At 65.8% G+C, this 18,236-nt stretch carries 15 protein-coding genes; 9 read left to right on the forward strand and 6 right to left on the reverse strand.

Features of this window, described 5'->3' with window-relative positions; genetic code table 11:
• Positions 1-104 precede the first annotated feature (104 nt).
• Positions 105-950: a universal stress protein gene (locus CFP68_RS08580; protein ID WP_099826493.1), complete on the forward strand. Its 846-nt coding sequence runs from the start codon at positions 105-107 to the stop codon at positions 948-950.
• Positions 951-986: 36 nt separating this feature from the next.
• Here the strand turns inward: CFP68_RS08580 and mgtE are convergent, their stop codons facing one another.
• Complete coding sequence (mgtE, locus tag CFP68_RS08585) at positions 987-2,315, reverse strand: magnesium transporter (RefSeq protein ID WP_099826577.1); 1,329 nt, start codon at positions 2,313-2,315, stop codon at positions 987-989.
• Positions 2,316-2,603: 288 nt separating this feature from the next.
• On the opposite strand from mgtE, the gene CFP68_RS08590 reads away from it, so the two are divergent.
• Positions 2,604-4,067 carry a PRC-barrel domain-containing protein gene (locus CFP68_RS08590; RefSeq protein WP_099826494.1) on the forward strand — a complete coding sequence of 488 codons (1,464 nt, stop codon included), beginning with the start codon at positions 2,604-2,606 and terminating at the stop codon, positions 4,065-4,067.
• A 267-nt stretch (positions 4,068-4,334) separates the two neighbouring features.
• On the opposite strand, the gene CFP68_RS08595 is transcribed toward CFP68_RS08590, so the two are convergent.
• The 3 genes from CFP68_RS08595 to CFP68_RS08605 are packed head-to-tail and all read right to left on the reverse strand — an operon-like array spanning position 4,335 to position 7,620.
• The gene (locus CFP68_RS08595) at positions 4,335-5,384 is read right to left on the reverse strand and encodes a response regulator (RefSeq protein ID WP_099826495.1); all 1,050 of its coding nucleotides are present in this window, start codon (positions 5,382-5,384) and stop codon (positions 4,335-4,337) included.
• Positions 5,381-7,147, reverse strand: a complete 1,767-nt coding sequence (locus CFP68_RS08600) for a sensor histidine kinase (protein ID WP_099826496.1) — start codon at positions 7,145-7,147, stop codon at positions 5,381-5,383. The genes CFP68_RS08595 and CFP68_RS08600 overlap by 4 nt, the downstream gene beginning before the upstream one ends.
• Positions 7,144-7,620 (reverse strand): putative pterin-binding protein, encoded by a 477-nt coding sequence (locus CFP68_RS08605; protein WP_099826497.1) that lies wholly within the window; start codon positions 7,618-7,620, stop codon positions 7,144-7,146. The genes CFP68_RS08600 and CFP68_RS08605 overlap by 4 nt, the downstream gene beginning before the upstream one ends.
• 158 nt (positions 7,621-7,778) lie before the next feature.
• Between CFP68_RS08605 and CFP68_RS08610 the strand changes: the two genes are divergently transcribed.
• The 5 genes from CFP68_RS08610 (at position 7,779) to CFP68_RS08630 (ending at position 13,910) form a co-directional block, all read left to right on the forward strand.
• Entirely contained in the window at positions 7,779-8,162 is a 384-nt protein-coding gene (locus CFP68_RS08610; RefSeq protein WP_145953419.1) for a hypothetical protein, read from the forward strand.
• Positions 8,163-8,215: 53 nt separating this feature from the next.
• On the forward strand, positions 8,216-9,199 hold the full coding sequence (locus tag CFP68_RS08615; RefSeq protein ID WP_099826499.1) for a hypothetical protein: 984 nt from the start codon (positions 8,216-8,218) through the stop codon (positions 9,197-9,199).
• 100 nt (positions 9,200-9,299) lie between these two features.
• Complete coding sequence (locus tag CFP68_RS08620; protein ID WP_099826500.1) at positions 9,300-11,315, forward strand: VWA domain-containing protein; 2,016 nt, start codon at positions 9,300-9,302, stop codon at positions 11,313-11,315.
• Positions 11,312-12,082, forward strand: a complete 771-nt coding sequence (locus CFP68_RS08625; RefSeq protein ID WP_099826501.1) for an SH3 domain-containing protein — start codon at positions 11,312-11,314, stop codon at positions 12,080-12,082. Before CFP68_RS08620 ends, CFP68_RS08625 begins: the two co-directional genes overlap by 4 nt.
• A 340-nt stretch (positions 12,083-12,422) precedes the next feature.
• Positions 12,423-13,910 (forward strand): DegQ family serine endoprotease, encoded by a 1,488-nt coding sequence (locus CFP68_RS08630; RefSeq protein WP_099826502.1) that lies wholly within the window; start codon positions 12,423-12,425, stop codon positions 13,908-13,910.
• A 328-nt stretch (positions 13,911-14,238) separates the two neighbouring features.
• On the opposite strand, the gene CFP68_RS08635 is transcribed toward CFP68_RS08630, so the two are convergent.
• Entirely contained in the window at positions 14,239-14,823 is a 585-nt protein-coding gene (locus CFP68_RS08635) for a peptidoglycan-binding domain-containing protein (RefSeq protein ID WP_099826503.1), read from the reverse strand.
• A 235-nt stretch (positions 14,824-15,058) separates the two neighbouring features.
• Between CFP68_RS08635 and CFP68_RS08640 the strand changes: the two genes are divergently transcribed.
• On the forward strand, positions 15,059-15,382 hold the full coding sequence (locus CFP68_RS08640; RefSeq protein ID WP_099826504.1) for a 2Fe-2S iron-sulfur cluster-binding protein: 324 nt from the start codon (positions 15,059-15,061) through the stop codon (positions 15,380-15,382).
• 58 nt (positions 15,383-15,440) lie between these two features.
• Here the strand turns inward: CFP68_RS08640 and ilvN are convergent, their stop codons facing one another.
• On the reverse strand, positions 15,441-16,004 hold the full coding sequence (gene ilvN / locus CFP68_RS08645) for an acetolactate synthase small subunit (RefSeq protein ID WP_099826505.1): 564 nt from the start codon (positions 16,002-16,004) through the stop codon (positions 15,441-15,443).
• Between the two features lie 106 nt (positions 16,005-16,110).
• Here ilvN and CFP68_RS08650 point away from each other — a divergent pair, with 106 nt between their 5' ends.
• On the forward strand, positions 16,111-18,219 hold the full coding sequence (locus CFP68_RS08650) for an ATP-binding protein (protein ID WP_099826506.1): 2,109 nt from the start codon (positions 16,111-16,113) through the stop codon (positions 18,217-18,219).
• The last annotated feature ends 17 nt before the right edge of the window (positions 18,220-18,236 follow it).

An 18,236-nucleotide genomic window follows, 5' to 3' on the forward strand; every position in this document is an offset into this window, starting at 1 on the left:
TGTGGGCGCGCGTGACGGCGATCTTGGCACCGGGGTGCGAAGACGGTGCCTTGGCCCGCCTTCGGATGCGTGTATGATCAACGCATGATCGCAAGGGGAACACCGTGACGAAGACCCGCATCCTTGCCGCGGTGGCCGACTTGCCAAAAGACGATGCCGTGCTGGCCCGCGCGCTGGAAATCGCCGCGGCACGGGATGCGACGCTGACGATCGTGCATGTTCTGGAATGCGAAGCGACCCCCGCGGGGCAGGCGGGGCAGGCGACGCGGGATGCAATCGGTGCCGCACTGGACCGGCTGGGCAGGGGGCGCGTGATCTGTGATATCCGGATCGAAGCGGGATCGGCCCCGGCGTGTCTGATCGACCTCTGCGATACGCTGGCGCCCGACCTGGTGGTGATGCGGGCGCACCAGCGAAAGGGGATCGCCGAGAAAATCCTCGGTTCGACCACCGACCGGGTGATTGCGGCGATCCGACAGTCGGTCCTGATCGTGAAGCGTGCGCCCGGGTTGCCCTATGGTGTCGTTCTGGTCGCAACCGACGGCACCGACGATCCCGAGGGCAGCTTGGCTTGCGTGGCCCACATCCTGCCCGATGCCGCGTTGCATCTGGTCCAGGTCGTTCGGATCGTCCCGCAGCAGGAAGAGGCGATGCTGCGCACGGGAACGGATCAGGCCGGCCTGCGGGCCCAGCGCAACGCGCTGGCCCGCGCAGCGAACCAGCAACTGTCGACGGTGGCATCGCGTTTTGGCCGAAAGCTCGCGACTCACGTGTTGCGCGGCGATCCGGCGGCGGCGCTGATCCGGGCGTCGCGCCTTGCCAAGGTAGACCTCATCGCCGCCGGGCCCGGCCACACCAGCCTGATCCGGCGCGCCTTCGTCGGCAGCGTGACCCGGCGCCTTGTGCAGGATGCCGCCTGCGACATCCTGATCACCCGTCCGAACGGATGACGCGCCTGCCGACAGCACCGATGCGCGGTCAGCCCGTCACAGGCTGAGGATCGCCGAGGCGATCGAGAAATAGATCAGAACACCCACGCCGTCCGATATCGTCGTCACCAACGGGCCGCTGGCCGTCGCCGGATCGAACCTGAGCCGGCTCAGCAGGAACGGCAGCGACATGCCGACCAGACTGCCGATGATGACGACGACGAACATCGTCAGCCCGACCGTCATGGCAACGTCAATGCCGCCCCGCCATGCGCCAAGGGGGAACACCACCGCGGCCATCGTGGCGCCCAGTGCGGCGGCGATGGCAAGTTCGCGCACGATCAGGTCGCGCCAATCCTTCAGCGCCACATCCCCCGTGGCAAGCGCGCGCACCATCAGCGTGGCCGATTGCGACCCGGCGTTGCCGCTGCTGTCGATCAGAAGCGGCAGGAAAAACACCAGCGAGACATAGGCAAGGATCATGTCCTCGAAATAGGCGATGCCCGCCCCCGAAAACAGGTTGCCGAACACCAGCAATGCCAGCCACACGATGCGTTTCGAATACAGCATGCCGATGCCGGCTTCTCGCAGGCTCTGCTTGAAGGGCAGGACGGTCGAGATCTTCTGGAAGTCCTCGGTCGCCTCCGCCTGCATCACGTCGGCGGCGTCGTCATGGGTGACGATGCCCACCAGCCGGCCCTCGGCGTCGAGAACCGGGATCGCAAGCAGATCGTAGCGCGCGATCATCTTGCCCACGTCCTCCTGATCGGTGTCGAGCATGACAGACACCGGCGTCGGTTCCATCAGATCCCGGATCGGCGTGTCCTTCGCGGCCAGGATCAGCGCGTGCAGCCGGACCGATCCGGTCAGCCGGTGATCGCCATCGACGACGTAGGAGCGATAGATCGTCTCGGTGCCCGGCGCCTGTTCGCGCAGCGCCGCGATGGCATCTTCCGCGGTCATGTCGATGGCAAGCGTGGCGTAATCCGACGTCATGATCGCGCCGGCACATTCGTCGGCGTGGTCCGACAGGCGGCGGATGTCGTCGCGGTCTTCGGGCGTCAGATCCTGGGCCAGCCGATCCTGCTGCGCCTCTGAAAGCTGGTTGAAGAAATCCACGCGGTCGTCCGCATCCATGGCGGCGACGATGCGCGCCAGATCGCGGCGCGGCACGTGGTGAACCAGATCGACCTGAAGCGGCATCGCCAGATTGCCGAACACCGCGGCTTGCCGCGCGGGTTCGACCCGATCCAGGTGGTTCCACACCTGCTCTGCCGATAACTGGCCCAGCCACGACGCCACATCGATGACATGGGCATGCGCGATGAAGGCGCGGACTTCGCCGGGGCTGGCATTGGCCGGCTGGATGATCGGACCGGAAGTCACCTTGTCGTTCTCCTTTTTCGCGCGCCACTTGGCGTCTGACGCCCGTGGTCGCACGTCTGATATCACGTTTGGAAACGCCCGCCGGCAAACCGCGTGCCGACATTATAAAGTTTTTTTGAACCGATCACACAAAGGTGCGTTGTTCCCTGCAACAGGCCAACGCCAGACGCGGCGCAGGTCTGACAAGGGAAAGTCCGGGGCCGTCAGGTCGACGTTTTCCATGAACGCAACAACGACGTCGCGGGTTTTGCCCGGCAAGACACTGTCGTCGTAAGATGGAGGTATCACATGATGAACCGCAACAGAACCCGCAATCTTCTTCTCGGCACCGCGCTGACCCTGCCCTTGGGTGGCGTCGCCTTTGCCCAGGAAATCGTGATCGACGAAAGCCAGCTGGCCGGCAAGAGCACGGAATGCGTCGCCCTTGCAGAAGCCGCCGAGGGTGTCGACGCCTCGGCACTGACCGTATCCGCCGATGACGTTGTCATGGCGATCAACGAAGATGACGTCGAGCGCTGCGTGACACTGCGCCGCGAAGTCATGGTCGTCGAGACCGACCGCACCGAGCGCGAAGAAGTCACCGAAGAGGTCGAACTGTCACAGGACGCCACCATCGAAGGTCAGGCGCGCGTCACGGTGCCGGAACCGAACGTCGATGTGCAGGTTCCAGCCCCCAACGTCCGCGTGACCAGCCAGCAGCCGCAGGTGACCGTGTCGCAGGAGCCGGCCCAGATCGAGCTTGAGCAGGCGCAGCCGACCATCTCGGTCGAGATCCCCGAGATCATCGTGCGTGTCGATATTCCGGCCCCCAAGGTTTATGTGCTGAACTCCGAGATGCAGGTCAGCGTCAGCGCGGACGACCCCCAGGTCGAGGTCGAGCAGGGCGAACCACGGGTCAGCGTCACCCAAGCCGACCCGGAACTGGCCATCGATCTTGATGTCGATGCCGATGCCGAAGGCACCGATCAGGCTATGGCCCGTGAAACCGATGACGATGGCGTGAAATCCGTCGATGGTGATGTCGCGATTGCCGACGATCAACCGGTCGTGGAATACGTGCAGGCCGAAGGCGAGCCGGTGGTCGATCTGCGCACCAGCGATCCGACCGTTTCGTTCGACAGCGTCGAGCCGAACGTGACCGTCATGATGGCCGAGCGTCCGACGATCGAAGTCAACCAGTCCGGTGAGCCGAGCGTCACGATCGAAACCGTCGAGGAACGTGAACAGCGCCGTCAGCGCCGCGCCGAGGAAGCCGAGCGCATGCAGGCCAACGCACCCGCAGCCGAGGAAGCGCCGCGCACCACTGCGGAGGCGCCCCAGACCGAAGGCGTGCTGACGACGGAAGAGGTGGCGACCGATGAGGTTGCGACCGATGAGGTTGCGACCGACCAGGTCGAAAACGAGTCGATCGTTGGCGATCAGGCTGCGACTTCGACCGCCGGCAATGGCATGACCATGACCGTAGCCGACCTGAGAAACATGGACGTCGTGACGGCGGACGGTGAAGATCTGGGCTCGCCCTCGGCCTTCATCCGCATCAATGGCGAACCGCATGTGGTTCTGGCCAGCGGTGGTTTCCTGGGCATCGGTGAAAAGGAAGTGCCTGTCGCCATGTCGCGTGTCACGGTCCAGAACGACCAGCTGATCCTGGACGCGATGACCGAGCAGGACATCGAAGCGGCCAACGACTTCGAGTTCGACCGCAACGTCGTGTTGGATGATGAAGAGCAGATCACACTGATCGGCAACTGATCGCGCGTTACGCCGCATTTCGATCTGATCACGACCTGGCCCCCACCGTCCGATACGACGGTGGGGGCCAGATGTGTGGCGTGTCCTGTTTTTCGGTGATTGACGGATCGGTCCCTGCCCGGTGAGTCCGCTGACGCCGGCACCGGGACGGCCGCCGCCAGCAGTCGCGTGAAAGAACCGGTGTCGCTGCTGCGCGACAACTTCCTGCAATGATCGCGTCGCGGCCGTGACCGATGCGATCGCCCGCCACCGCCGGCTTGGCCCGCGTTATCTTGCGTCGATCATCATCGGCCCCGCAAGGATCAGCGCAACAAGGTCGGTCTGGCGGTTGGTGCCAGTTTTCTGGAACAGGTTGCGCATGTGAAAGGCGATGGTGGTTTGCGAGATGCCAAGGTCGCGTGCCACGTCGGCCGGGCGTGCGCCCCCCGCAAGGGCGGCGGCAACGCGGGTTTCTGTCGGCGTCAGGCCGAACAGGTCCGCCAACAAGGGTTCCGACACCCGCCTGTTGTGGGCGGGCGGCGACAGGAAAACGGCAACGCGGGGCGGCACCGCGGGATTGTCGGGCGGGCGTGGCAAGGCACACACAAGGGCCGAAACGCTCAGCGTGTCGGTTGCGCGCTGCAACGTCACACCGATCACCCGTTCCGCGCCCGTTGCCGCCGCCGCAGCCGCGTCGGCCACCGCACGCCGCAGCGCGCGATCACAGGTCGGCTCGGAGGCCGAGATGGTGTTGCGGTGCCAGGCGATGAACTGGCCCTCGGCGGCCATGGCGCGCGCCGCGCGATTGGCGTGCAGCAGGCACAGGCGATCGTCCAGCAGCACGACACCCAGCGCGATCAGATCCAGCGCCTGCGCGGCCCCGCCATCGGACAGATTGGTCAGGGCGTGGCGCAGATCGCGGATTTCGCCACCGTGATGCTGGCGGATCCGGTCGACCTGACGCAGGCGCGCGGCAACGGTGGCCAGCATCAGGTCGTAATCCACCGGTTTCACAAGGTAATCGTCGGCGCCCATCAGCTTGCCTTCGACCACATGGCGCGGCTCGGACAGCGCGGTGAGAAAGACGAAAGGCGTGGTGGCAAGATCGGGGCGCTTGTCGCGCAGGGTCTGCAACAGGCCATAGCCGTCGAGCCCCGGCATCGTGATGTCGCAAAGCACCATGTCGGGCGTTATTCCCGCCAGCAGGTTCAGTGCCTGACGACCGTCCGCGGCAACCGCCGTGCGATACCCGGCTTCGTGCAATTCATCGGCGATGTCGGTCCGCAGCGCCGATTCGTCCTCGACCACCAGGATCAGGGGGGCTTCAGCAGGGGTCATGGCGTCGCCTCCGTGGGGCGCGGCAGCGACAGGCGGAAGGTCGTGGTGCCGTCGCCCGTCAAGAGCGCGATGTCGCCGCCCTGCATCCGCGCAAGGGTGCGGCCGATGAACAGGCCGACGCCGGTGCCGGGTTTGCCGACGCTGTTGGTGCCGCGAACGTTGCGCTCGAAGATGCGCGCGCGTTCGGCGTCGGCAATGCCCGGTCCGATATTGCTGATGTCGCAACGCAGGGTGTCGCCGTGGTCGCTCAGGGCCACCGTGATCGGCGATCCCGGCGCGCCGTAGGTCACGGCGTTGGCCACAAGGTTTTTCAGCACCTGTTCGGCATGTGCCGGATCGCAGAGCGCGACCGTGTCGCCGCTGGTCGTGATTTCGATTTGGGCATCGGGTGCGGCGGCGCGCTGTTGTTCGCGGATATCGTGCAGCATGGCGGCCAGATCGCATCTTTCGCGGCGGGCGTCCATTTGCCCGGTCTCGATCCGGGCCGCGTCCAGCGTGCTGTCCACCAGCCGTGTCAGCCCGGCGATGGCGTCCCGGGCGCGGGCGGCGCGTTCGCCCACCTCGCGTGTGTCGGCACGGCCGGCGCGCCGGATCAGCCGTTGCAGCGCCGAATCCGCCACCGCCAGCGGCGTGCGGAACTGGTGCGAGATCATCGCGGCGAAGTTGCGATAGAGATCGGCGGCCGAGCGTTCGCGGCGCAGCGCATCGTCCAGTTTCCGGGTGCGTTCCGCCACCAGCTGTTCCAGCCGCGCGCGGTTTTCCGCGTCCTTGCGTTCGGCGGCGTGGCGGTCGCTTGCGTCATGCATGAAAGCGATGGCGCCCACGATGCCGGTTTCATCGCGCATCGGGAAAAGCCGCAGATCGACGTGCAGCGGTGTGTCGTCCTGGTTGCGGAACAGCGGCTGAAGCCGGAACCGGGCGTTTTCGCCTGCCAGCGCGCGGGCGATTCCGTCGCGAATGGCGGTGACGGCGAAGAACCCCGAAACCTCGTTAAGGGGGCGGCCCACCGCGTGTTCGGCCGGTCGCCCGACCATGTCGGCCATGGCGCCGTTCCAAAGGGTGCAGCGTCCGGTCCGGTCCACCGCCGCGATGCCTTCGCCGCTTGAGGCAATCAGAAGCCCCGAGAAGTCGCGGGCCTGGCGCAGCATCCGGTTGCGGTGCCGCGAATCGCGCAGGGCCACCACCAGTGTCGCCGCCAGGACACCGCCCGCGGCGAGGATCCCGATCAGTGCGACGATGGTCGTCTGCAATTCGGCGCGATACGTCCCCAGTCGCGCGCCAAGGTCATCCCATTCCGCGATCATCGTCTTGTTGGCGGCCCGCGCGAAAAAGGGAGGGAAGGGGGCTAGTGCCGCGCGCAATTCGGCCAGCCGGCCGTCGCCCGGATCCTCCACCATCGGTGCGATCTCGGCCAATGTGTCGGTCAGCCGGTCCAGCTCCTTGCCCAGCCCGATGCGTTCGACGAAACGGCGCTGGGGACCGGCGTTCAGCAGCGCGACGCGGCTGCGCAGGATATCAAGGCGCAGGGCGATCTCTGCCGGCTCCGCCTCGCCAAGTTCGGCGCGCAGTGTCGTTTCGGTCACGCGCCGCGCGGCCGACGCGGCCTGGTGCATGACCCACAGCATGTTCTGTTCGGCATCGACCCGCATGTCGGATTCGACCCGCGTCATCCGCACCAGCGAAAACGCCAGCAACCCCGCGAAGATCACCACGGCAAGAAACGGCAGCACAAGCCGGATGGCGGGGCGGGGCAGGCGTGTCATCGGATATCAAGCCGCGCAAGCTGCCAGACCCACCGATAATCATAGCGGATATCCTGAAGGGCGGTGTGATCGTCCCGTGGATAGACGATCCAAAGCGGCCCCTTGTCGGCCCGGTCAAGCGGCGTTCCATCCATGGCATAGGCGACGATCACATCGTAGTCGCGGAAATCGGCGACCGGAATGTCCACCGCGTAATCGTTCAGCGCCGTGGCCGTGACGGTGTCTCCGTCCGCCTCGACCCCCGCCAGCAGATCGCGCATCAGAACGCCGGTGAACCGATGGATGCCGTCGGTCACCACCGTCGAGGTCTCGAGGGTGACACGGGGCAGATCGTGCAGGTCATCAAGATCGAACGCCACGGCGCCGCCTGTGACGTTCCCGGTGATCCGCAGGATCGCGTCGCCGTCACCGGCCGCGCCATGGGGCGCCGTCAGAAGGATCACGGCCAGCCCTGCTGCCCATCTGTTCCGCATGTCGGGTTCTCCTGATTGAGTCCGGGATGCCCGGCCCGGCTTACCTAAGCAGCAAACACCCCGGCTTTCAAATATCCGCCCGACCCCCTGCAAACGAACGGGGCGCGGGGGCGCGTTCCGTGCGAAGGAAGGGCCGGACTACCAAGCCGGAGCCGAGGATGCGCCAGAGCCGACAGTTTCAAACCGCAAGGGTCGCGCTTGCCGGAGGGGTTGCGGTGCTGTTGTTTCTGTCCGGTTGCGGCACACCGGAATATCGTGCCGAACGCACGCAGTGCGAAGCGGCGTGGATGCTGAAGATCCCGCCGGTCTATCGCCGCGAACCGGTCACGAAATACCGCAGCGAACGCCGCCCGACCGGCGAGACGAAATGCGAGGCCACAGGCACCACCACCCTGTGCCAGCCCGTCTTCGAGACGGTCTCGGTTCCCTATACGGCGCTCGAGACGGTCGATATCCGCAAGGCCCAGCGAGATCCGCAGATCCGGGCCTGCGCGGCGCGGGCCTGTTCGGCGAAATACGGCAACAGCAAATGCGAGGCTTGATCATGGGCGTCGCTGCAGTTCGGGAACACCGAAATTTCAGAAAGTGATTTGCAATGTGGGATTTCAGCATCGGCGGTGCGCTGGGGATGATGGGGCGAACGCTTCCATTCATTCTCATGCGCATCGCCGTTTATTTCGGCATCACCCTGGGTTACATCCTGATCACCGGCGTGGGCGCCGGTGTCGGCTGGGGCATCGGTGGCTTCGGTGACGCCGATTTCCGTGCAACCACCACCATGTGGGGCGGGTTCGCGGGGTTCGGCATTTTCGGTGTCTTCATGTACTGGGCGCGCGAATACATCCTTTATATCGTCAAGGCCGGCCACATTGCTGTGCTGGTCGAACTGATCGACGGCAAACCGATGCCCCAGGGGCGCGGACAGATCAGCCATGCCACGACGGTGGTCAAACAGCGTTTACCCCAGGCCAGCGTCCTGTTCGTGATGGATCAGCTGATCCGCGGCGTGATCCGGGCCATTTCCGGTTTAGTGCGCGGAATCCTGACGGTGCTGCCGATTCCGGGGGCACAGCCCCTGGCCGGCGTCGTGTCGGCGTTTCTGCGCGTCGCCGTCGGCTTCGTGGACGAGGTGATCCTGGCCCATGCGATCCGCACCCGCTCGGACAACGCGTGGGGCGCGGCGCGCGAGGCGCTGGTGCTTTACGGCCAGAACTGGAAGGTCATGCTGAAGAACGCGGCGTGGCTGGCGATCATCGTCTATGGCATCGGCTTTCTGGTGTTTCTGGTCATGCTCCCCCCCGCGGCGCTGGTGGTCTATCTGATGCCGGGGGCCTGGGCGGCGGGCGGCGTCGTCTTCGCGCTGCTGTTCGCCTGGAGCGTCAAGGCCGCGTTGCTCGAACCCTTCGCCATTGCCTGCATGATGCAGGTCTTCTTTTCCACCATCGAAGGCCAGCGGCCCAACCCCGAATGGGATGCGCGGCTCGAGCAGATGTCGGGCAAGTTCCGCAAGCTGAAGGACCGCGCGCTGGGCGACGGCGCCGCGCCGCACCCCGGGGCCCAGGCGCCACGCCCCGCCTGAGCAGGGCCACATGAGACCGGCGCGCCCCGTCTCGGCGCGCACACCATGAGACGATGTCACGCGGCGCGCGTGCCGGAACCGACATGAAAGGACGACGGACATGAGGATGATCACATCGGGATTGACGGCTCTGGGCACACTTGCACTGGCCGCAGGTCTGGCCGGCACCGCGCCGGCCCGCGCCGCCGAGGACGTGGTGATCGTCTATGATGCGTCCGGGTCCATGTGGGGCCAGATCGATGGCACCTCCAAGATCGAAATCGCCCGCGACGTCATGGCCGACCTGGCCGACGGCTGGGACAGCGGGACCAACCTGGGGCTGGTGGCCTATGGTCACCGCCGGCAGGGCGATTGCACGGATATCGAAACGCTGGTTGCCCCCGGGCAGCTGGACAAGGCCGGGTTCATCGGCACCGTCAACGCGATCAAGCCGGTCGGAAAGACGCCGATCTCGGCTGCCGTCCAGCACGCCGCCGACCTGCTGTCCTATCGCGATACGCCGGCCACGGTGGTGCTGATCTCGGACGGGGTCGAGACCTGCAATGCCGATCCCTGTGCCTTGTCGGCGCAGCTTGCCAAGCAGGGGATCGGGTTCACCGTCCATGTCGTCGGCTTCGATCTGAAGGATGACGCCCACGCCAGCCTGTCCTGCATCGCCGAAAACACCGGCGGCGTCTTCGTGCCCGCCGGCAACGCGGACGAGTTGCACGCGGCCCTGGAGCAGGTGCAGACAGCCATGGTGACGGAACCCGAGCCGGAGCCGGAGCCCGAACTGCCCCAGGTCACGCTGAGCGCCCCCGCCGAGGTCGTCACCGGCGCCGCGTTCGATTTCGGCTGGGACGGCACGATCAACGCCCAGGATTTCCTGACCATCGTCGCGGCCGACGCCGACGACAACAAGATCGGCGACCATGTGCGCGCCCGGGACAACACCACCGCCAGCCTGACCGCTCCCGGCACCCCCGGCCTTTACGAGCTGCGCTACGTGCTCGAGAACGGCCGCCGCACCCTTGCGCGCGCTGCCATCGAAGTGGTCGAGAGCGAGGTGACGGTCACCGCACCCGCCGAGGTCGTCACCGGCGCCGCGTTCGATTTCGGCTGGGACGGCACGATCAACGCCCAGGATTTCCTGACCATCGTCGCGGCCGACGCCGACGACAACAAGATCGGCGACCATGTGCGCGCCAGGGGCAACACGACCGGCAGCCTGACCGCCCCCGGCACCCCCGGTCTTTACGAGCTGCGCTACGTGCTCGAGAACGGCCGCCGCACGCTGGCCCGCGCCGTGATCGAGGTAGTCGAGAGCGAGGTGACGGTCACCGCTCCCGCCGAGGTCGTCACCGGCGCCGCGTTCGATTTCGGCTGGGACGGCACGATCAACGCCCAGGACTTCTTGACCATCGTCGCGGCCGATGCCGACGACAACAAGATCGGCGACCATGTGCGCGCCAGGGACACCACCACCGCCAGCCTGACCGCCCCCGGCACCCCCGGCCTTTACGAGCTGCGCTACGTGCTCGAGAACGGCCGCCGCACGCTGGCCCGCGCCGCGATCGAGGTGGTCGAGAGCGAGGTCGGAATCACCAGCCCCGGCACCGTGCGCGCGGGCGAGACGGTCGATGTCACGTGGTCGTCGACGATCAACAGCAGTGATTTCATCACCATCGTTCCGGCGGGGACGGACGAAAGCCGGATAGAAACCCATATCCGCGCGGGCGACGCCACCACGGGTCGCCTGACGGCACCCGACACGCCCGGTATCTATGAGATCCGCTATGTTCTAGAAAACGGACGCCGCACGCTGGCCAGTGCACCGCTCGAGGTGGTCGATGCGGACGCTCCGCTGGATCAGGGCGCCGCGCTGTCGGTGCCTGAGAGGGCTGCACCGGGCGCCACGATCACGGTGACCTGGACGGGCGGCAGCGACAGCGACGATCAGCGGTTGAGCATCGCACGCAAGGACCAGCCCGATTTCAGCTGGATATCGGTCCACAAGATCGGCGCGCAGACGTCGATGGAGCTGGCCCTGCCGGATGAGCCCGGCACCTACGAGGTCCGCTTTCTGGATATCACGGGGCGCGCAGTGCTTGGCCGTTCGGTGGTCGAGGTGGAATGATGCGATCCCTCATCGCCATGGCGGCTTGCCTCTGGGCGCTGGCGGCGCCCTCGGCACAGGCGGAAATCGATGGTCATGGGCCGGATGCCTGGCGGGTGACGGGTGTGGCGGGCGATGACGTGCTGAACATGCGGATGGGGCCGGGCACGAGATACCTGGTGATCGACAGCCTTGCGCCGACGGCCCGCGGGCTGGAACAGATCACCTGTGTGCCGCTGCTGACCCCGATGATCCGTCACAAGCTGACCGATGCCCAGCGCGCCGACCTGCCACAACGCTGGTGCCTGATGCGAACCTCCGATTTCCGCAAGGCCGGCTGGGTCGCACAACGTTTCATCACCGAAGATACCGGCGCAGGTGCCGATGTCATGCCCGCGGTCCGGACCATCGGCGATCCGCTGATCGATGGCGCCGCCTTCGTGGTGCGCGCACTCTATGTCACGGCGGCACGCTCGCACGGCCCCGCCGACCACCCGTTCACCCCCGCAAACGGGGGGCAGTACTTCGTTGCCGATATCGTGCCGCATCTGTCGGGGCACGGCGACGACGTGCTGTATGGCGCGCAGGACTTTCAGGGCCGGATAACCCGCATCGCGCCCGACGGCGATCGCCCGATGATGCGCGGCATGATCACGATCCACGTGGATTTCGTGAATTTCGGCGCGAACGGGCGCGTAACCTATCGCCTGTGTGCCGACACGTCGCAACCCGGCGCGCCGCTGCGCATCTTTCGCATCGAACACGCTGACTGGACCTTTCCGGACTAAGCGCGGCCGCCGCCGCATTGCCACGCTTCACGACCCTCACCCCCCACGCGCGCCGACGCCAACTCGGTATCGACCGTGACATACCCCCTGGCCGCAGACGGAAAAACACCTTGTGCCTCTCGCCCGGGCGCCGACTTGCCGTTACCGTCGGCTTTTTCTTGCCCGAAATACTCGAAATACGGCGCTGCCACGGGCGCGACGATCCGCAGTCCACAGCCATGCCGGAAAAACTTCTCTTCACGCCACGGTGACGGCGCACCTTATCTGTTGGTCTTGGGCGCCATCCCCCCTATCTTTGCGCAGGAGGCATGCGACGAAACGGTCGCTTCCCTGACCCGAAATGTCGAAGGAGCATCAAGTGATATCCCGGACCAAGACCCTGGCACGTCCTGCAACCGATCCCCTGCGCGCCGTGTGGATGCTGATCCTCGGCGCCGCATTATTCCTTGCGCAAACGCTGGCGGTCGAGGCCCGCGCGGCCCCTGAAAGTTTCGCCGATCTCGCCGACAAGATCAGCCCCTCGGTGGTCAACATAACCACCTCGACCACCGTGGCCTCGCGCAGCGGCCCGGGGCCGATCGTGCCCGAAGGATCCCCGTTCGAGGATTTCTTCCGCGAATTCAACGACCGGATGAACCCCGGGGGGCCGAACGGGCGACCGCGCCGCAGCCAGGCCCTGGGCTCGGGTTTCGTGATTTCCGAGGATGGCTTCATCGTGACGAACAACCACGTCATCGACGGCGCGGATGAAATCCAGATCGAGTTCTTCTCGGGCAAGGAGCTTCCCGCGACGCTGGTCGGCACCGACCCGAACACCGACATCGCCCTGCTGAAGGTCGAGGCGGACGTCGCGCTGCCGTTCGTCACCTTCGGCGACAGCGACGTGATGCGCACCGGCGACTGGGTCATGGCCATGGGCAACCCGCTGGGCCAGGGGTTTTCGGTATCTGCGGGCATCGTCTCGGCGCGCAACCGCGCGCTGTCGGGCACCTATGACGATTACATCCAGACGGATGCGGCCATCAACCGGGGCAATTCGGGTGGCCCGTTGTTCAACATGTCGGGCGAGGTGATCGGCGTGAACACCGCCATCCTGTCGCCCAACGGCGGCTCGATCGGGATCGGCTTCGCCATGTCGTCGAACGTGGTCGGCAAGGTGGTCGCGCAACTCAAGCAGTTCGGCGAAACCCGGCGCGGCTGGCTCGGCGTCAGGATCCAGGATGTCAGCGAGGATATCGCCGAATCCATGGGCCTGACCTCTGCCGGCGGCGCGCTGGTCACCGATGTTCCCGAAGGTCCGGCGAAAGAGGCCGGCATGATGGCGGGCGATGTCATCATGTCCTTTGACGGCGTCGATGTGGCCGACACGCGTGCGCTGGTGCGCACGGTCGGCAACACGGCCGTGGGCAAGACGGTGCGCGTCGTCGTCTACCGCGACGGCAAGACCGAAACGCTGCGCATCACGCTCGGGCGTCGCGAATCCGCCAACGGTGCCGGGGACGACACCGCGCCGTCCCAAGAGGCGCCCGATCGCCAGGAAATGCTGGGCCTGACCGTATCCCCGATCACGGATCAACTGCGCGGCGAACTGGGGCTGGATGACGGCGCGCAAGGGTTGGTCGTCACCGATGTCGATGGTGACAGCGAAGCCTATGAAAAGAACATCCGCGCCGGCGACGTGATTACCGAGGCCGGTCAGAAACAGGTGACGTCGCCCGAGGATCTGCAAGCACGCATTGACGACGCCCGCGACGCAGGACGCAAATCGCTTCTGCTGTTGGTGCGCCGAGAAGGCGAGCCGCGCTTCGTGGCCCTCTCGCTCGACTGATCCGCAACGGCGAGGTCAGCGGGCGCAAGCCCGCCTGACCTCACCGCCAAGCGACGCGTGAAACGGCATCCAGCCTGTCGCAGAAACGCGACAGGCTGTTTTGTTTCATGCGTCGGTCCAGCGCTCTCCAGCGCCACAACCCGTGTGCCTGACGTCGGAACCAGGTCCGTCGGCCGCGTGCCACAGGAAGTCGCCTTCGCGCCCTCACCCCCGACCCGCCGCAGTGGCTCCATCGATGCTGATCCCACCTTGCGCTTTTTCTTGCTTCAAATACTCAATTCCACCGCTGCCGCCCGCGCTGGCCTCTCGGCCCTGCACCATCCGCTGATCAGCCGCCGGTCGCCTCTTCCCGCGAATATACCGCAAGCCCCAGACGTTTCGCGGCCGCAAGGCTCAGCGCGGTGGTCGGCAGACCCTCGGCGCCCTGGAACTTCCGCACGGCAGCGCGGGTCGGTCGATCCAGCTCGGCGGTGATGGCGCCCGCGTAAAATCCCCGCACGTGCAGCGCGCGCTGCAGCGAGGCGATGAACTGCGGCGACATCTCGCCGGGACAGACCGTCTGCACGATGACATCTTGGCGGTCCTTGACGATCCGGGTGTCGGTCACGGTGTTGTAGGTCGCCGGCGTGATGACCGCGCCGTCCTCGGCCAGAACGGGTTGCGTGACCTGAACCTGTTCGGTCCGGGTTTCGATCACGGCCGGCGTGGAATCCGTGGCGAAACATCCACCCGACACGGCCGCGGTTTGCAAGGCGTCGCCGGCATCGCTCACTGCCAGCTCGGGTTCGACGAACCGCGATACCTCGGGTATCTGCATCGCGTTGCATCCGGCAAGACCGGCGATCAGCAACAGGGGCCCCGTTACCCGGACCGGGCGCGCGGCAAATCGCATGCGGCGGATCGTTCTGGTCATTCTGCTCGGCCTCTTTGGGCGGTTGGGCGCAGATTAGCGTATCGCGGGCATCGTGCAAAGCATGTGGCGCGCAAAGGCAGGCGGATCTGCCATTTACGTCACAGCGCCCGACGTGCGCGACCGCCCCCGATTTTCACCGCACGGCTCGTCCGGCTTCGTGGGGTGAAAACCCGCTGGTGCCGCCCTGCGTCAGCCATTAGGTACACAGCCAACACCCGAGACGAAGGAACCGGACATGGCCAAGATCACCTATATCGAACACGGCGGCAAGGAACACGTGGTTGACGTCGCCAGCGGACTGACCGTGATGGAAGGCGCGCGCGACAACGGAATTCCGGGGATCGAGGCGGATTGCGGCGGCGCCTGTGCCTGTTCCACCTGCCACGTCTATGTCGCCGAGGATTGGGTCGCCAAACTGCCCGAGCGGGAAAGCATGGAAGAAGACATGCTGGACTTCGCGTTCGAGCCCGACCCCGTCCGCTCGCGCCTGACCTGTCAGCTCAAGGTGACGGACGCGCTGGACGGCTTGGTCGTGCAGATGCCGGAAAAACAGATCTGATCAACGGGCCGGCGTCGGGCAGGCGCACCGCCCTTGGTGCGCCGGATCGCCCTTGCGTTCAGCTTTCGCCGCGTCCCAGGGCGGCCACGCCGGTGCGGGCCACTTCGACCAGGCCGAGCGGGCGCATGAGGTCGGCGAATGCGTCGACCTTCTCGGGCGTTCCGGTGATTTCGAAGACAAAGCTCTCCAGTGTTGAATCCACCACGTTGGCGCGGAAGATGTCGGCGAGGCGCAGCGCCTCGACCCGCCGCTCGCCGGTGCCGGCGACCTTGAACAGGGCCAACTCACGCTCGACGCTGGCGCCCTCCACGGTCAGGTCGTGGACTTCGTGCACCGGCACGATACGGCCCAGCTGTGCCTTGATCTGTTCGATGATTGCCGGTGTTCCCGTGGTGACGACCGTGATTCGCGACCGGTGCCCCAGGTGGTCGATCTCGGCCACCGTCAGGCTTTCGATGTTGTAGCCGCGACCGGAAAACAAACCGATCACGCGCGCCAGAACGCCCGCTTCGTTATCGACCACAACGGCCAGGGTATGACGTTCGACCACTTCGGAATGGGGGTCGCGCAGGTCATAGGCCGAATGACGCGATGTGCCTTTCTTGATCTTCAGGGGCGCCATGGGAACTGTCCTTCGTGTTTTCGAGAATTGATGTGGCGTCACGGAATGGACCGGACCGATGCCGACTTAAACATGTTTTAACCGACCTTTGCCAGAGTGAACGCGCATGACAGACAGGACGGTGCAGGTGAAAGACGACACGATAACGGCCTGCGACAACGCCATGGGGCTGGACGCGTTGCTGGCCGCGGCCGACCCGCGGTTGCGCAGCCTGCTCGAGACACTGCCGATCTGGTTCTGGTCCACAGGTCGCGATCACCGCCTGAACGACATCTCGCGCGGGCTGTTCAAGGCAACCGGCATGACGCCCGACTCGTATCTGGGGGCCTCGCGGCTGTCACTCTGCGATGGCCGTATCGCCCAGACACCCGAAGCGGATGAACACCGCCGCGCGATCCTGGCGCACGAGGCGTTTCGCGGCTTCACCTATCGCCACGTCTTTGGCGACGATCTGCACTGGGTGACCTCGGGCGGCGATGCGATCTTCGGACCGGGGGGCGATTATCTGGGCCATCAGGGCGCGGCCATGGCGGTGTCCTCGTCGATACTGAACGCCGGTGAAGTCGCCAGATCGGAAGAGCGGCTGTTGCGCCGGTCTGTCGAACTGGAACGGGCGGTGGATGCACGCACCGATGCGCTGGACCGGTCGTATCTGCTGCTTGCCGAAGTGCTTGAGGCGATGGATCAGGGTCTGCTGGTCTATGATACGCAACCGGACGGCCAGAACGACATCGTGTTGTGCAACGCCCGGTGCGCGCGCCTGATGGATCTGCCGCCGGATCTTTGCCAGCCTGGCGCGAACCTCACCGAAATGCTGCGCCATTGCGTGCGGCGGGGCGATTTCCGCAATCAGGACCAGGGGTTGCGCGCGCTCAGGCTGGCCGCGCGCGACTCGGTCCCGTTTCTGCTGACGCCCGGTGACGGCCAACGCCACATCCGCCTGGCGGTGATGCCCACGTCTTTTGGCGGCGGCGTCGTGACCTTTACGGATGTGACAACGATCGAGCGGCGCAAGCGCAGCGTCGAGGAAGCCCGCATCGCCGCCATCGATGCAAGCCATGCGAAATCCGCCTTCCTGGCCGCGATGAGCCATGAAATCCGCACCCCCATGAACGGCATCATCGGCATGGCGGAACTGCTGTGCGATTCCGATCTGGACCCCAAGTCGGCGCTGTTCGCCCGCACGATTCTGGAATCCGGCGCGGCCTTGCTGGATGTGATCGGCGATGTGCTGGACTTTTCGAAGATCGAGGCGGGGAAGATGACGCTGAACATGGCCCCCGTCGATATTGCGGCCCTGTCGTCCGAGGTATGCGCCCTTCTGCAACCCCGCGCCGATGCGGCGGGTTTGCGCCTGACGCGGGATCTGGCGCCCGATCTGCCGGTCTGGTGGTGCGGCGACGCCACGCGATTGCGCCAGATCCTGTTGAACCTGATCGGCAACGCGATCAAGTTCACCCATGAGGGTCATATCGTGCTGCGCCTGCGGTCCGAGGCGGCGGGCGGCCTTCGGATCGAGGTCGAGGATTCGGGCATCGGCATTCCACCCGACAAGCTGAACCTGATCTTCGACGCCTTCGAACAGGTCGACCACCTCGGTGATCGACAATACGAGGGGACAGGCCTGGGCTTGGCGATCACGCGGCGGCTTGTCACCCTCATGGGGGGGGCGCTGGGGGCCCGTTCGACGGTGGGCGAAGGCACGTTGTTTTCGGTGGACTTGCCACTGTTGCGTGTTCACCCCGCGGATGTGCCCCAAGGTGCAGTGCCGGATCGCGCATCGGAAGCCCGCGTGCACCTGCGGGGCAAGAACATCCTCGTCGCGGAAGACAATCGCACGAACCAGCTTGTCATACGACACATGTTGACGCCGCTTGGGGCGATATTGCGGTTCGCCACCGACGGGGTCGAGGCGGTTGCCGCGTTCACCGCCACGCGCCCCGATCTGGTCATCATGGACATGTCGATGCCGCGGCTGTCGGGCACCGACGCCGCCCGCGAGATGCGCCGCATCGAAACCGGGGCGCGTTGTCCGATCCTGGCGTTGACGGGGAACGCGCTGGCGCAGGATCGTGCCGATTGCCTTGCGGCGGGGATGGACGGGTTCCTGTCAAAACCCGTCCGCAAGGCCGCATTGTTCGGCGAAATCGCGCGAATCATGCCCGACGATGGCCAGACGGGCGCACGCTGCGGCCGTGGCGGACGTTCGTCATGAAAAGACGCACGGGCCTC

The sequence above is a fragment of the Oceaniglobus indicus genome, assembly GCF_002751875.1.
GTDB classification, from domain to species: domain Bacteria; phylum Pseudomonadota; class Alphaproteobacteria; order Rhodobacterales; family Rhodobacteraceae; genus Oceaniglobus; species Oceaniglobus indicus.

Coding starts and splice junctions, on each gene's coding strand:
- CFP68_RS08590 (WP_099826494.1), top strand. CDS start 2,604: ATGATGAACCGCAACAGAACCCGCAATCTTCTTCTCGGCACCGCGCTG.
- CFP68_RS08595 (WP_099826495.1), bottom strand. CDS start 5,384: ATGACCCCTGCTGAAGCCCCCCTGATCCTGGTGGTCGAGGACGAATCG.
- CFP68_RS08600 (WP_099826496.1), bottom strand. CDS start 7,147: ATGACACGCCTGCCCCGCCCCGCCATCCGGCTTGTGCTGCCGTTTCTT.
- CFP68_RS08605 (WP_099826497.1), bottom strand. CDS start 7,620: ATGCGGAACAGATGGGCAGCAGGGCTGGCCGTGATCCTTCTGACGGCG.
- CFP68_RS08610 (WP_145953419.1), top strand. CDS start 7,779: ATGCGCCAGAGCCGACAGTTTCAAACCGCAAGGGTCGCGCTTGCCGGA.
- CFP68_RS08615 (WP_099826499.1), top strand. CDS start 8,216: ATGTGGGATTTCAGCATCGGCGGTGCGCTGGGGATGATGGGGCGAACG.
- CFP68_RS08620 (WP_099826500.1), top strand. CDS start 9,300: ATGAGGATGATCACATCGGGATTGACGGCTCTGGGCACACTTGCACTG.
- CFP68_RS08625 (WP_099826501.1), top strand. CDS start 11,312: ATGATGCGATCCCTCATCGCCATGGCGGCTTGCCTCTGGGCGCTGGCG.
- CFP68_RS08630 (WP_099826502.1), top strand. CDS start 12,423: ATGTCGAAGGAGCATCAAGTGATATCCCGGACCAAGACCCTGGCACGT.
- CFP68_RS08635 (WP_099826503.1), bottom strand. CDS start 14,823: ATGACCAGAACGATCCGCCGCATGCGATTTGCCGCGCGCCCGGTCCGG.
- CFP68_RS08640 (WP_099826504.1), top strand. CDS start 15,059: ATGGCCAAGATCACCTATATCGAACACGGCGGCAAGGAACACGTGGTT.
- ilvN (WP_099826505.1), bottom strand. CDS start 16,004: ATGGCGCCCCTGAAGATCAAGAAAGGCACATCGCGTCATTCGGCCTAT.
- CFP68_RS08650 (WP_099826506.1), top strand. CDS start 16,111: ATGACAGACAGGACGGTGCAGGTGAAAGACGACACGATAACGGCCTGC.